Raw genomic sequence first — 12,764 nt, forward strand, 5'->3', positions numbered from 1 at the left:
CGATGCGCTGGAAGGTCGGGCAGGTCACCATCACCAAGGTGGTCGAGCTGGAGATGGCCGGCGGCAGCCGCTTCCTGCTGCCGCAGGCGACGCCGGAGGCGGTGCGCGAGATCGACTGGCTGGTCCCGCATTTCGCCGACGAGGCCGGCAAGTTGCGCATGAGCATCCATGCCCTGATCATCGAGACGCCCGGGCGGCGCATCCTGGTCGATACCTGCCTCGGCAACGACAAGCAGGGCCGCCGCATCCCGCACTGGAACGCCCGGCAGGGCACCTTCCTGGAGGATCTGGCGGCGGCGGGCTACCCGGCCGAGAGCATCGACACCGTGCTCTGCACCCATCTGCATGTCGACCATGTCGGGTGGAACACGCGGCTGCAGGACGGGCGCTGGGTGCCGACCTTCCCCAAGGCGCGCTACATCTTCGGTGCCCGCGAATATGCCCATTGGTCGAACCCGGAGGCGGGCGAGGAACCGCAGCGCGCGGTCTTCGCCGACAGCGTGCAGCCGATCATCGAGGCCGGCCTGGCCGAGCTGGTCGAGGCCGACCACAGGCTCTGCGAGGAGGTGCGGCTGATGCCGAGCTTCGGCCATACGCCGGGGCATGTCAGCGTGCTGATCGAATCCGGGGGCGAGGAGGCCCTGATCACCGGCGACATCGCCCACCACCCCTGCCAACTGGCCCGGCCACACTGGAGCTCGACCGCCGACAGCGACCCGGCCCAGGCGGTGGCGACGCGGCACGCGGTGTTCGGCGGCCTCGCGGGCCGGCCCGTGCTGGTCATCGGCACGCATTTCGCCGGGCCGAGCGCCGGGCGAATCACCCGCGACGGGGAAGGCTACCGGCTATTGGTCTGCTGGTAGCCCGAGCCGGGCCACGCCCTCAGGCGTGGACGTGCATCGGCGACTCGCCGCCGAAATACGTCCGCTCCAGCCGGTGCGGCAGGTTCGGCTCGTCGGCCTTCGCTTCCAGCGCGATGTTCCCCTGCACCATGGCATAGACCCGGTCGGAGACGGCGAGCGCCTTCTCGATCAGCTGCTCCACCAGCAGCACCGAGGTGCCCTTCGCCCGCAGCGCGCCGACCACGCCGAGCACCCGGTCGACCAGCACCGGCGAGAGCCCGGCCGAGGGCTCGTCCAGCATGATCAGCCGCGGCCGCCGCACCAGCCCCTGCGCCACCACCAGCATCTGCTGTTGCCCGCCGCTGAGCGCGCCGCCGCGGTCCTGCCGCTTGGCGGCGATCTCGGGGAAGTATTCCAGCGCTTCCTCGATCCGCTGCGCGCGCTCGCTCCGTGGCAGGTCGTAACCGGCCAGCAGCAGATTGTCGGCGACCGAGATCTGGGTGAAGACCCGGTGTCCTTCGATGACATGCACAAGCCCGGCGCGCGCGGCCTCGCGCGGCCCGGTGCCGCGCATGTCCTGCCCGGCGAAGCGCAGCGTGCCGGCGGTCAGCGGCAGCAGGCCCGACATGGCCCGCAGCAGCGTGGTCTTGCCGGCGCCGTTGGGGCCGAGCAGCGCCACGACCTCGCCCGCCGCGATGCGCAGCGAGACGCCGTGCAGCACGGTGATCTTGCCGTAGCCGGCTTCCAGGCCCTGCGCTTCAAGAAGAGATTCTCTGGCCGGCCGATTCATGGCTTCGGGCGTATGCGCCCGCTGCCGATCGGACGGCGATTCACCCGCCGAGATAGGCACTGACGACCTCCTTGTGGGTGCGGATCTCGTCCGGGGTGCCGGCGGCCAGCACGCGGCCGAGGTTGAGGACGGTGATGCGGTCGCAGATCTCGAAGATCAGGTCGGCGTGGTGCTCGACCAGCAGCACGCCGGTGCCCTGCCTTCCGACCGCGCGGATCAGCTGGTCCAGTCGCTTGATCTCGTCGGTCGAAAGTCCCGCGGCCGGCTCGTCCAGCATCAGGAAGGCCGGCCGCAGCATCAGCGCGCGGGCGATCTCCATGAAGCGCAGCTCGCTGTGCTGCAGCCGGTCGGCCCGCACCTCGGCCAGCGCGCCGAGCCCGACGGCGGCCAGGGCCTGGCGGGCGCGGGCCGTGGTCTCCCGCTCCTCCCGCCGCTGCCGCGGCAGGGAGAGAAGGGCTTCGAGGAAGCCGGCGCGGCCCTCGATCATGGCGCCGACCATGACATTCTCCAGCACCGAGGCCTCGCCCACCACGCGCGGGGTCTGGAAGGTGCGGGCGATGCCGCGGGCGGCGCGGCCCACCGCGTCGCCGGCCGGCAGCGGCGAGGCGTCGCAGGTCATCGTCCCGGTCTCCGGCCGGTAGTAGCCGGAGATGACGTTCAACGTCGTGGTCTTGCCGCTGCCGTTCGGGCCGATCAGCCCGTGCACCTCGCCGGGGCGCAGGTCGAGGTCGAGCCCGTCGATGGCCCGCACCCCGCCGAAGGCCAGCACGATGTTCCGCAAGCTCAGCCCGGCATGCGGCGGCTGCTGGCCGAGCAGCGCCGGCAGCAGGTCGGGGCGGGGAATCACCGCGCGGTTGTCGGGCAGGGCGCGGCGGCTGCGCGGGTCGATCAGCGCGGCGATGCCGCCCGGGATCGCCAGCACGATGACCAGCAGCAGCGCGGCATAGAGGAAGGTCGACCAGGCGGCGAGCGGCGCCGCCACTTCCGGCAGCAGGGTCAGCAGCAGGGTGCCGAGCAGCGGCCCGAGGATGGAGCCCCGCCCGCCGATCAGCACCGCGATGAAGAACAGCAGCGACAGGTCGAAGGTGAAGGCGTCCGGGGTGATGTAGGTCTGCAGCGTGGCAAACAGCCCGCCGGCGAAGGCCGCCAGCGCGCCGGCCAGGATGAAGACCCAGATCAGCAGCCGCGGCTTGGCGATGCCGCTGGCCTCGGCCGCCACTTCCGCATCCCGCACCGTGACCAGGGCGCGGCCGAAGCGGCTGCGGGCGATGTTGCCGGTGATCCAGGTGCAGAAGGCGGCGACCGCCAGACAGGCATAGTAGAAGCCCCATGCGGTATCGAGCGGCGCCGGCATGGACGGCCCGACGATGCCGATGCCGCCCCCCGTCACGTCCTGCCAGGCCAGCGCCACTTGCGTCACGATGGTGGCGAAGCCGAGCGTCGTCATGGCGAAATAGAAGGTGCGCAGCCGCAGCGCCGGCAGGCCGACGACGACGCCGAAGAACGCCCCCACGAACGCCGCGATGGCCAGCGCCAGGAAGGGATGCACCGGCTCGAACAGATTGCCCGCCGCCAGCACGGCGGCGGTATAGGCGCCGATCGTCAGCAGCGCGACATAGCCGATGGCGAGCTGCCCGGCATAGCCGACGATCAGGTTGAGGCCGGAGACCAGCACCCAGTAGATGCAGGCGCGCGTCGCGATCAGCGCCCAGTACTCGTTCCCCGTCAGCGGCAGCAGCACGGCCAGGCCGAGCAGCGCGGCGAAGGGCCAGAGCGCGGTGAATGGGCTGGCCTTGGGCAGCGCGGCGGCCTGCGGCACCGCCATGTCCTTTGCGAAAGCCATCAGACCCTCCGTGCCGCCGGCGCGCCGAACATGCCCTGCGGCGCGGCGAGCAGCACGATGATGAACAGCGCGAAGACGGCGACCGAGGAGAAGATGCCGCCGACCATGAAGTTGGCCGCCTGCTGGAACAGGCCGAGCAGGATGCCGCCGATCACCGCGCCCCGGTTGTTGCCGAGTCCGCCCAGCGCCACCGGAACAAACCCGTAGAAGTTCAGCAGCGCGCCATTGGCGAAGAAGGCCAGCAGCAGCTGCCCGCCGGCGAAGCCGGCCAGCGCGCCGATGGCGCCGGCCATGGCGTAGCTGGCGATGCGCAGGTTGCGCTCCGGCAGGCCGAGCGCCCGGGCGGCGAAGTTATCCTCGGCGACGGCCAGGAAGGCGCGGCCGACGAGCGTCCGGCGATAGAGAAACTCGAGGCCGATGATGGTCGCGGCGCAGGCCAGGATCGGCAGCCAGTATTTCTCGTCCCAGACTCCCTCGCCGAGCCCGACCAGCCGCGGGAAGGGCTGCGGCTCGGTGCTCCAGAGGATCGCCGCGGTGTGCTGGATCATCAGCGCCAGGGCGAGGGTGGAGAGGACATACAGGTGCTGGTCGAGGCTCTTCAGCACCGGCCGCACCGCGACATATTCGGTGACCACGCCCAGCAGGGCGCAGGCCGCGAGTGTCAGCACCAGGGCCGGCAGCAACGGCAGGCCGAAGCGCAGCATGAACATCGACCCGAAGACGCCGCCGAGCATGCCAAGCTGCCCGGCGGTGAAGCTCATGACGCGGGAGGTCGCGAACATCGTGTTGTAGGTGATGCCGATCAGCGCATAGATCGCGCCGACGGCCAGGCCCGAGGCCAGGATGGAAGCCAGCATCCGCGAATCCCGCGTCCCCTGCCTCAGCCGTAGCCCGGGGCGAGGGCGAAGGTGCCGTTCTTGCCCGAGCTGGCATCGGACATGATCACGTCCTCCACCGGATAGCCGTTGTGCTCCTCCGGCGTGAAGCTGAAATTGCCGTAGTAGCCGGGCCGCGCCTTCAGCTTGTTCCAATAGCCGATGATCGCCTCGTTCGACGTGCTGCCGGTGGCGGCGACCGCCTCGGCGATCATCTCCACCGCATCGACGCCGCAGGCGACCCACCACATCAAGGTGTCGTGCAGCGCCACCTTGCCGGCCATCTTCTGCACCAGCGACTCGGTACGCTCGGGCAGCTTGCCGCTGGCGTCGTAGCTGCAACTGCGGTAGCCGATGCAGTAGACCTTCTTCCAGTTGTCCGGCTTGTCGAGCAGCGAGGCGATCTCGCCCGAGGACAGCGCGGGGTGGCCGATGAAGGGCACGTCCCAGCCCATCTTGGCGCGGGTGTTCAGCAGCCGGGCGATCATGCCGGTGGAGACCGACCAGATCACGATGGCTTCCGCCCCGGCATTGCGGGCGCGCAGCATGTCGGGCGTCATGTCCGGCTGGGTGGCGTCGATATTGGCCTTGTAGACCACCTCGGCGCCGGCCTTCTGGATATTGGCGGCGGAGGCATTGGCGGCGGTCACGCCATAGCCGGTGGTGTCGCCGACCACCGCGACCTTCTTCGCCTTGGCGATGTTCAGCGTATAGCCGCGCACCGCGTCGTCCCACTGGGTGTTGCTGGGCGCGATGCGGAAGGCGTTCGGGTATTTCTTGGTGTCGATCAGGCTGTCCACCACGCAGGGGTGGATGTTCGGCATCTTGCCGCGCGCCATGATGGCGGTGGTCGCCAGGCTCTCGCCGCTGTTGGTCGGGCCCCAGATGGCATGGACCTTGATCTGGCTGATCATCTCCTGCGTCGCGTTCACCGCCTTGGTCGGGTCGCCCTGGGTGTCGCGGGTGATGATCTCCACCTTGCGACCCTTGACGCCGCCGGCGGCATTGATGGCCTCCGCGGCGAAGACCACGCCGCGGTTGAAGCCGATGGCGGGGGCGCTGCTCGGCCCGGTCATGGCGGCGAGCCAGCCGATGCGGATCGGGTCGGTCTGGGCGAGGGCGGGCGTGGCGAGGCCGAGGCCGGAGGCGGCGACGAGGCCGGTGCCGCCGAGCGCAAGGCCCCGGCGGGTGATGAGCATGGACATTGTTGTTCCTCCAGGGGCGGCCCGGTTGCGCCAGGTCCGGCGGATTCTTCGATGGGCGGTCGCTTGGGTCGGTCCAGCCGGGCCGCGGGCGCGGCGGCGGCGTGTTGCGCCCATCCTGCGGCGACAGCGGGGGATGTCAACGTGGCAGGCGCCCTGCATTGCCGCGGCGTCATCGCGGCGGCAGGATAAGGCCCCTCGGGGCGGCCGACGCCCCCAAGCAACGTCCAATGACCAGGAACCGCCATGTCCACCACGATCGGACCCGCCTACGAGCACCTGTTCCGCAAGGGGGTACCCGCGGCGGCGCCGCGCTTCACCGGCTTTCCGAAATACAACTTCATCGGCGGCCACAACGACCCGACCATGCTGCCGGTCGAGGCGTTGGCCGATTGCGCCGCGGCGGCGCTGCGGCGGGAAGGCGCGAGCCTCTCGCTCTACAACCTCGGCCACGGCCCGCTCGGCCATCGCGGCATGCGCGACCTGGTGGTGGACAAGCTGCGGCGCCACCGTGGCATCGAGACGACACGGGAGGAGGTACTGCTGACCTCCGGCTCGCTGCAGGGCCTCGACCTGGTGAACAGCCTGCTGCTGGAGCGCGGCGACACCGTGCTGTTCGAGGAGCTGTCCTATGGCGGCGCCATCTCCCGCGTCCGCACGCTGGGGGTCGAAGCGGTGCCCATGCCGCTGGATGCCGAGGGCATCCGAATGGACGCGCTGTCCGACACGCTGGACGCGCTGAAGGCGCGCGGCGTCATGCCAAAGTATATTTACACCATCCCGACCATCCAGAACCCGACCGGGTCGATCCTGCCGCTGGAACGCCGGGAGCAGCTGCTGAAGCTGGCCCGCGCGCATGGCGTGCCGGTCTTCGAGGACGAATGCTATGCCGACCTGATCTGGGGCGGCCAGGGGATCGGCCATGACGTGCCGCCCGCCCTTTACGCCATGGACCCAGGCCAGGTGATCCATATCGGCAGCTTCTCGAAGACCCTCGCCCCGGCCTTGCGGTCCGCCTACGCCGTCGCGCCCTGGCCGGTACTGGCGCGGCTGGTCGCGCTGAAGACCGATGCCGGCAGCGCCTCGGTCGAGCAGATGCTGGTGGCCGAGTACTTCTCGAAGCATTTCGATAGCCATGTCGCGGCGCTGTCCGGCGTGCTGAAGGACAAGCTGGACGTGATGGTCGAGGCGGTGGAGCGTGAGTTCGGCAGCGCCGCCGAATGCTTCATCCCCAAGGGCGGCATCTTCCTTTGGATCAGGCTCCCGCCCGAGGTCGACGTGCGCAAGCTGGTCAAGCCGGCGGCCGAGCGCGGCATCGCCTTCAACCCCGGGCCGGAATGGGCGGTGGTGCCCGATTCCGCCAGCTCCCTGCTGCGGCTCTGCTTCGCCCTGCCGAGCAAGGACGAGATCCGCGAGGGCGTCGCCGCCTTCGCCAAGGTGTGCTTCGAGCAGACCGGCATCCCGGCGCGGAGCGGCAATATCCGCAACGCGGGCTGAATCAGGCCGGCGCCCGCCGCGCCGGCAAGGGCATCGGGATCAGCCCCAGCTCCAGGCTGCGGGCGATGCGCCGGGCGCGTTCCAGCATGTAGTCGGCGCCTTCGGCCGTCAGCCGGGCCCGCGCCGTTGCCTCGAACAGCGCCAGCCAGCGAGCGAAATGCGCGGGGGTCAGCGCCAGCGGCCGGTGCGCCTGCATCGGCTGGCCATGATACGTGCCGGCCAGCAGCGCGACCGAGCCCCAGAAGCGGGTGAGGGTGGCGATATGCCCCTCCCAGTCCTCGACGCCGGCGAAGGCCGGGCCCAGCAGCGGGTCCTGCCGCGCCGCGCCGTAGAAGGCACGCAGAAATTCCTCGATCCCGGCGGCATCGAGGCCGGTCCGGGCGGTGATCTCCTGGCCGAGCGCCGCCCGGCGTTCGGCGGTTTCCGGGATGGGCTGCAAGCGCGTCGCTCCGATCCCCGGCGGCATGGCGCGGATGCCGGGCGGCGGCAAGGAAGGTTGTGCGACCGGCATGGTCCGGACGGCACTTCGCCGCGGCGGCCGGATGCTGCTAAGCGGCACCCGACGCAGGAGCGTAACCATGCTGGACCAGATCGGAGGCCTCGCGGTGCATGAGGCTCGGGTTGCTCGTGATCTGGAGATGCTGCTGCTGCCGCCGGCCAATTGGACCGCGCCGGTCAGCGGCCCGGGCGGCGAGCCGGTGCTGGACGTGCTGGTGGTCGGCGCCGGGATGTATGGCATCGCCGCCACCGCGGCCCTCACCTTCAAGGGCCTCCGCAACATCCTGATGCTGGACCGCGCCCCGCCCGGCCAGGAAGGCCCCTGGGTGACCACCGCCAGGATGGAGACGCTGCGCTCGCCGAAGCACCTGCCGGGGGTGGCGCTGGGCATCCCCTCGCTGACCTTCCGTGCCTGGTTCGAGGCCCGTTCCGGCGCGGCGGCCTGGGACGCGCTGTACAAGATCGCCAATGCCGACTGGCAGGACTATCTCGGCTGGGTCCGCCGCGTGCTGCGCCTCCCCGCGGCGAACGGGGTGGAACTGCTGCGGGTGGAACCGCGCGGCGGCCTGCTGGCGGCGTTGCTGCGGCAGGACGGCGTGGAGCGCGTGCAACTCACCCGCCGCCTGGTGCTGGCCACCGGCCGCGGCGGCACCGGCGGCTTCAGCCTGCCGCCGGGGATCGATCCCGGCCTGCTGCCCGACCTGGCAGCGCATGGCGGCGAGCCGATAGATTTCGCCGCGCTGGGCGGCCGTACCGTCGCCATCATCGGCGGGGGCCCGACCGCCTGGGACAATGCGGCGACGGCGCTGGAGCAGGGCGCCGCGCGGGTCGAGATGTATGTCCGCCGCGCCGTGCTGCCGCAGGTGAACAAGGGCCGCGGCTCGGCCCATCCGGGCTTCTTCGAGGGCTGGGCGACCCTGCCACCGGCCGAGAAGTGGCGGATCCTCTCCTACATGCACGACCTGCAATCGCCGCCGCCGCACGAATCGATCCACCGTGCGCTGCGGCAGCCGGGCTTCCACATCCGGCTCGGCACGCCGGTGCTGGGCGCCAGGCGGGACGGGGCGCAGGTGCGGCTGGACCTCGGCGGCGGCCAGAGCGCCACGGCCGATCGCCTCATCCTCGGCACCGGCTACGGGATCGACATCGGGCGCATCGCCGAACTCGCGTCCCTGGCGCCGCGCGTCGCCCGCTGGGCCGACCGCTTCACCCCGCCGCCGGGCCAGGAATCCGCGGAGCTAGGCCGCTTCCCCTGGCTGGGCGAGGGGTTCGAGCTGACCGGCCGAGACCCGGCGGACGACCCGGTGCTGTCCCGCATCCACCTGTTCAGCCATGCCGCCTTCGCCAGCCTGGGCGCCATCGCTTCGGACGTGCCCGGCATTTCGGCGGGGGCGGAGCGGCTGGCGCACCGCATGGCCGCCGGCTTCTTCGCCGAGGATATCGATGCCATCCGCGGCCGCCTGGAAGCCTTCGCCGAGCCGGAATTGCAGGGCACGCCCTTCTTCGCCTCGCCCGGCTGATCCGGGCGGCGCCCCCTGTCGCCCCGGTAGCGGAAGTCTGCTTGCGCGCCGCCGGGCTTGTCGGCGACCATGCCGGCAACCCCGGGAGGACCCGGGGAGGGAGTGAGCGCCATGAACGAACTGGCCGCAACGGTGGCAGCCTCGCCAGGCCTGTCCCGCGCCGAGCATGCCGCCGGCATGCAGGCCTACCAAGCCGCGGGCGAAAGCCTGGCGGCCGAGATCGGCAACCGCGGGCCGCTGCGCCTCACCGCCGAGGGCGCGCTGCATCCTGAGATCGAGGCCGCCTATTGGCGGCACGGCTACTACATCTTCGAGGGCGTGATCGATGCCGCCGAGGTCGAGGCGCTGCGGCGGGATGCGCAGGAGATGCTGGCGCGTGCCCCGGTCGGGCCGGATGCCACGGTGGATGCGCAGGGCCGCCCCGCGCTCGGCGTCGATTATGCGCGGCCCGCCTATCGCTTCATCCGCCCGCTCACCGATCCCTATGGCGGCACGCAGATGCTGGGTGGCCGGCACCCGGTGCAGATGGCCCAGCCGAAGCCCGAGGCGGAGGCGCCGGAGTTCGTGGTGCTGATGATGTACGGCATGTGCCAGGCGATGCCCGCCGGGCTGCGGCTCTATGGCCACCCGAAGCTGCTGGCCGCGGCGCAGACCATCAACGGGGCGGATTTCGTCCCCTACAACGATGCCATCTTCGTCAAGCAGCCAGGCCTCGGCGGGTCGGTCGCCTGGCACCAGGATGGCGTGACGCACTGGAACAGCCCGGCCTGGGACGAGGGCATCCACGGCTTCAACTACCAGGTCCAGCTCTACCCGACGACGCCGGGCAACGGCCTTTGGGTGATCCCCGGCTCGCACAAGCTGGGCAAGGCCGACATCAAGGCGATGGTGGCCGCCAATGGCGGCAGCGAACAATTGCCGGGCGCGGTGCCGCTTGTCTGTGCCGCCGGCGACGTGACCATGGTGAACCGCCAGGCGGTGCATGGCTCCTTCGCCAATAGCTCGCCCGACATCCGCATTTCGCTGACCATGGGTTTCCATCGGCGGAACGCGGTGCTGGGGCAGAAGGCCGCGCTGGCGATCGCCGAGACCCATGCGGTCTATGACGAACAGCGGATCTTCGAACGCTCGGCGGTGATCCAGGTGGCGATCGACGCGCGGCACCAGGCGTACCCGCAGGAGCCGGTCTTTCGCTACCAGCCCTTCGCCGGGCGGGAGGACGAATTCCGCTGCACGCCGGAGACGCTCGACCGGGTGATCCGCGACTACAACACCAAGGATCTGGCGATCTGACCGAAGCGGGCCGGGCGCCGAACGGCGCTCAGCCGGCTGCGGCGACCGGCGCGCCGGCATCGGCCCGCAGCGGCAAGGACAGGGTGAAGACCCAGCAGGCCGCCAGCATGGCGGCCGAGCCGAGCAGGCATGCCGGCAGGCCGCCCCAACCATAGAGTAGGCCCGAGAGCAGGATGCCGGCGAACCGCCCCGCCGCATTGGCGGCGTAGTAGAAGCCGACATCCTCCGCCGCCTTCGCCGACCCGGCATAGGCCAGCACCAAGTAGGAATGAACCGAGGAATCGACCGCGAAGGCGAAGCCGAAGACCGCCAGCCCCGCCACCACGACCAGGTCCGGCCGTGCTACCTCCGCCAGCAGGGCGGCGGCCAGCGCCGCCGGCACCAGGGCCAGCAGCAGGGACCAGAGCCGCGCCGCCTGGACCTCGGTGCTCAGCCCATCCGCGCTGCGCCGGACCAGGGCGGGTGCCGCGGCCTGCACCACGCCGTAGCCGATGGTCCAGAGCGCCAGGAAGCCGCCGACCATCGGGAAGCTCCAGCCCGAGGCATAGAGGAAGACCGGCAGGCCGACGACGAACCAGACGTCGCGCGCGCCGAACAGCACCACCCGTGCGGCGGCCAGCAGGTTGATGCCGCGGCTGCGGGCGAAGAACTCCTTCACCGAGCGGGACGCCCTGGCCTTGCCCATCAGCGGCGGCAGCGACAGCACCACGCCGGCCAGGATGCAGCCCAGGACCGCCGCCATGGCCCAGAGCGCGCCGCGGAAGCCAAGGGCTTCCAGCAGCACCCCGCCGAGGAAGAAGCCGAGGCCCTTCATCGCATTCTTGCTGCCGGTGAAGAAGGCGACCCAGCGGAACAGCCGGCCGGAGGCCTCGGCCGGCGTCCGGTCGCCGGTAGGCGAAGCCCGCAGGCGTGCCTCGGCCGCCACGCCGTAGGCGCCGTCGTGGATCAGCTTGATCGCCGACTTGCTGGCGGTCTTGGTCAGGTCCTTGGCGACGCCGCAGGCGCCCTGCGCCGCGACCACCCAAGCGACCGACAGCGCCGCGCCCCAGCCGGGCGACAGCGCCGAGAGCATCAGGAAGCCGCAGATCTGCGCCGTCAGCCCCACCGCCAGCATGCGGGCGATGCCGAAGCGCGTCGCCAGCCAGCCGCCGATCAGGTTGGCGCCGATCCCGGCGGCCTCGTACAACAGGAAGAGGAAGGCCAGGGCGAAGGGCGAATAGCCCAGCCGGAAGAAATGCAGCAGCACCAGCATCCGCAGCGCGCCATCGGTCAGCGTGAAGCCCCAATAGGCCGCGGTGACGATGGCGTAGTCGCGGGTGCCGGACGCGGTGCCGGCGGGGATGGCGCTTCTGCTCATGTCAGATGCCGACCTCCGCCATGTGGCAGGCCAGGTCCACCATGCGGCAGGCATAGCCCATCTCGTTGTCGTACCAGGCATAGACCTTCAGCAGGGTGCCGTCGGTGACCATGGTGGACAGGGCATCGACGATGGCGCTGCGGGTGTCGCGGGCATAATCGGCCGAGACCAGCGGGCGCTCCTCGTAGCCCAGGATGCCGGCCAAAGGTCCTTCGGCCGCGGTACGGAACAGCGCGTTCACTTCCGCCGCCGTGGTTTCCCGCGCCAGTTCGAAGACGCAATCGGTCAGCGAGGCGTTCAGCACCGGCGCGCGCACCGCATGGCCGTTCAGCTTGCCCTTCAGCTCCGGGTAGATCAGCGCGATCGCCGTGGCGCTGCCGGTGGTGGTCGGCTGCAGCGACAGCATGGCGCTGCGTGCCCGGCGCAGGTCCCGGTGCGGCGCGTCGGTGACGACATTGGTGTTGGTCGGGTCGTGGATGGTGGTGATCATGCCATGGCGGATGCCGATGGCCTCCTGCACCACCTTCACCACCGGGGCCAGGCAGTTGGTGGTACACGACGCTGCGGTGACGATCGGATGCCGCGCCGGGTCGTACAGATGGTGGTTCACGCCCACCACGACATTCAGCGCGCCTGGGTCCTTCACCGGCGCCGCGACGACCACCCGCTTCGCGCCGCGCCGCAGATGCCCCTCCAACGCCGCCGGCGTGAGGAACTTGCCGCTGCAGTCCAGCACCACGTCGACGCCGTGATCGCCCCAGGGGATGTCGCCGGGCTGCGCATGTTCCGAGAAGGACAGTCGTCTATCGCCGATCGCCAGGCCGGCACCCTCGACGGCGATGCGGGGGCCACGCCAGCGGCCCTGCACGCTGTCGAATTCCAGCAGGTGGGCGCAGGCCGCGGCGCCGCCCTTGATCTCATTCAAGTGGACGACCTCCAGCCGGTTGCCGCGGCGCGGGTCCTCGGGCTGACGCTCGGCCGCGCCCATCGCGGCGCGCAGCGCCAGCCGACCGATGCGGCCCATGCCGCTGATACCGACCCGCATGC

The 12,764-nt window shown here is 70.8% G+C and carries 11 protein-coding genes; 4 read left to right on the top strand and 7 right to left on the bottom strand.

What is annotated here, in order from left to right; all coding sequences use genetic code 11:
* Positions 1-2: 2 nt before the first annotated feature.
* Positions 3-863: an MBL fold metallo-hydrolase gene (locus tag ACFQS7_RS14155; RefSeq protein ID WP_380067728.1), complete on the top strand. Its 861-nt coding sequence runs from the start codon at positions 3-5 to the stop codon at positions 861-863.
* A 19-nt stretch (positions 864-882) separates the two neighbouring features.
* Here ACFQS7_RS14155 and ACFQS7_RS14160 read toward each other — a convergent pair whose 3' ends face one another.
* Genes ACFQS7_RS14160 through ACFQS7_RS14175 form a run of 4 tightly spaced genes read right to left on the bottom strand, consistent with a single transcriptional unit; the run spans position 883 to position 5,555 of the window.
* Positions 883-1,632 carry an ABC transporter ATP-binding protein gene (locus ACFQS7_RS14160; RefSeq protein ID WP_380067729.1) on the bottom strand — a complete coding sequence of 250 codons (750 nt, stop codon included), beginning with the start codon at positions 1,630-1,632 and terminating at the stop codon, positions 883-885.
* A gap of 40 nt (positions 1,633-1,672) precedes the next feature.
* On the bottom strand, positions 1,673-3,475 hold the full coding sequence (locus ACFQS7_RS14165; protein ID WP_380067730.1) for an ABC transporter permease subunit: 1,803 nt from the start codon (positions 3,473-3,475) through the stop codon (positions 1,673-1,675).
* Positions 3,475-4,332 carry a branched-chain amino acid ABC transporter permease gene (locus ACFQS7_RS14170; protein WP_380067731.1) on the bottom strand — a complete coding sequence of 286 codons (858 nt, stop codon included), beginning with the start codon at positions 4,330-4,332 and terminating at the stop codon, positions 3,475-3,477. Before ACFQS7_RS14170 ends, ACFQS7_RS14165 begins: the two co-directional genes overlap by 1 nt.
* Positions 4,333-4,355: 23 nt before the next feature.
* Positions 4,356-5,555: an ABC transporter substrate-binding protein gene (locus tag ACFQS7_RS14175; RefSeq protein ID WP_380067732.1), complete on the bottom strand. Its 1,200-nt coding sequence runs from the start codon at positions 5,553-5,555 to the stop codon at positions 4,356-4,358.
* Positions 5,556-5,798: 243 nt separating this feature from the next.
* On the opposite strand from ACFQS7_RS14175, the gene ACFQS7_RS14180 reads away from it, so the two are divergent.
* Positions 5,799-7,049 carry a PLP-dependent aminotransferase family protein gene (locus tag ACFQS7_RS14180; RefSeq protein WP_380067733.1) on the top strand — a complete coding sequence of 417 codons (1,251 nt, stop codon included), beginning with the start codon at positions 5,799-5,801 and terminating at the stop codon, positions 7,047-7,049.
* 1 nt (position 7,050) lies between these two features.
* Here the strand turns inward: ACFQS7_RS14180 and ACFQS7_RS14185 are convergent, their stop codons facing one another.
* Complete coding sequence (locus ACFQS7_RS14185; protein ID WP_380067734.1) at positions 7,051-7,488, bottom strand: group III truncated hemoglobin; 438 nt, start codon at positions 7,486-7,488, stop codon at positions 7,051-7,053.
* Between the two features lie 139 nt (positions 7,489-7,627).
* Between ACFQS7_RS14185 and ACFQS7_RS14190 the strand changes: the two genes are divergently transcribed.
* Positions 7,628-9,067: an FAD/NAD(P)-binding protein gene (locus tag ACFQS7_RS14190; protein ID WP_380067735.1), complete on the top strand. Its 1,440-nt coding sequence runs from the start codon at positions 7,628-7,630 to the stop codon at positions 9,065-9,067.
* Positions 9,068-9,178: 111 nt separating this feature from the next.
* A complete protein-coding gene (locus ACFQS7_RS14195; protein WP_380067736.1) occupies positions 9,179-10,360 on the top strand; it encodes a phytanoyl-CoA dioxygenase family protein in 1,182 nt (393 codons plus the stop codon).
* 28 nt (positions 10,361-10,388) lie between these two features.
* Here the strand turns inward: ACFQS7_RS14195 and arsJ are convergent, their stop codons facing one another.
* Together arsJ and ACFQS7_RS14205 are read right to left on the bottom strand one after the other, a co-directional pair.
* The gene (gene arsJ, locus ACFQS7_RS14200) at positions 10,389-11,717 is read right to left on the bottom strand and encodes an organoarsenical effux MFS transporter ArsJ (protein ID WP_380067737.1); all 1,329 of its coding nucleotides are present in this window, start codon (positions 11,715-11,717) and stop codon (positions 10,389-10,391) included.
* Position 11,718: 1 nt separating this feature from the next.
* Positions 11,719-12,762, bottom strand: a complete 1,044-nt coding sequence (locus tag ACFQS7_RS14205) for an ArsJ-associated glyceraldehyde-3-phosphate dehydrogenase (RefSeq protein ID WP_380067738.1) — start codon at positions 12,760-12,762, stop codon at positions 11,719-11,721.
* Positions 12,763-12,764 lie beyond the last annotated feature (2 nt).

This window comes from Dankookia sp. GCM10030260 (assembly GCF_042666655.1).
In the GTDB taxonomy this organism is placed as follows: domain Bacteria; phylum Pseudomonadota; class Alphaproteobacteria; order Acetobacterales; family Acetobacteraceae; genus Paracraurococcus.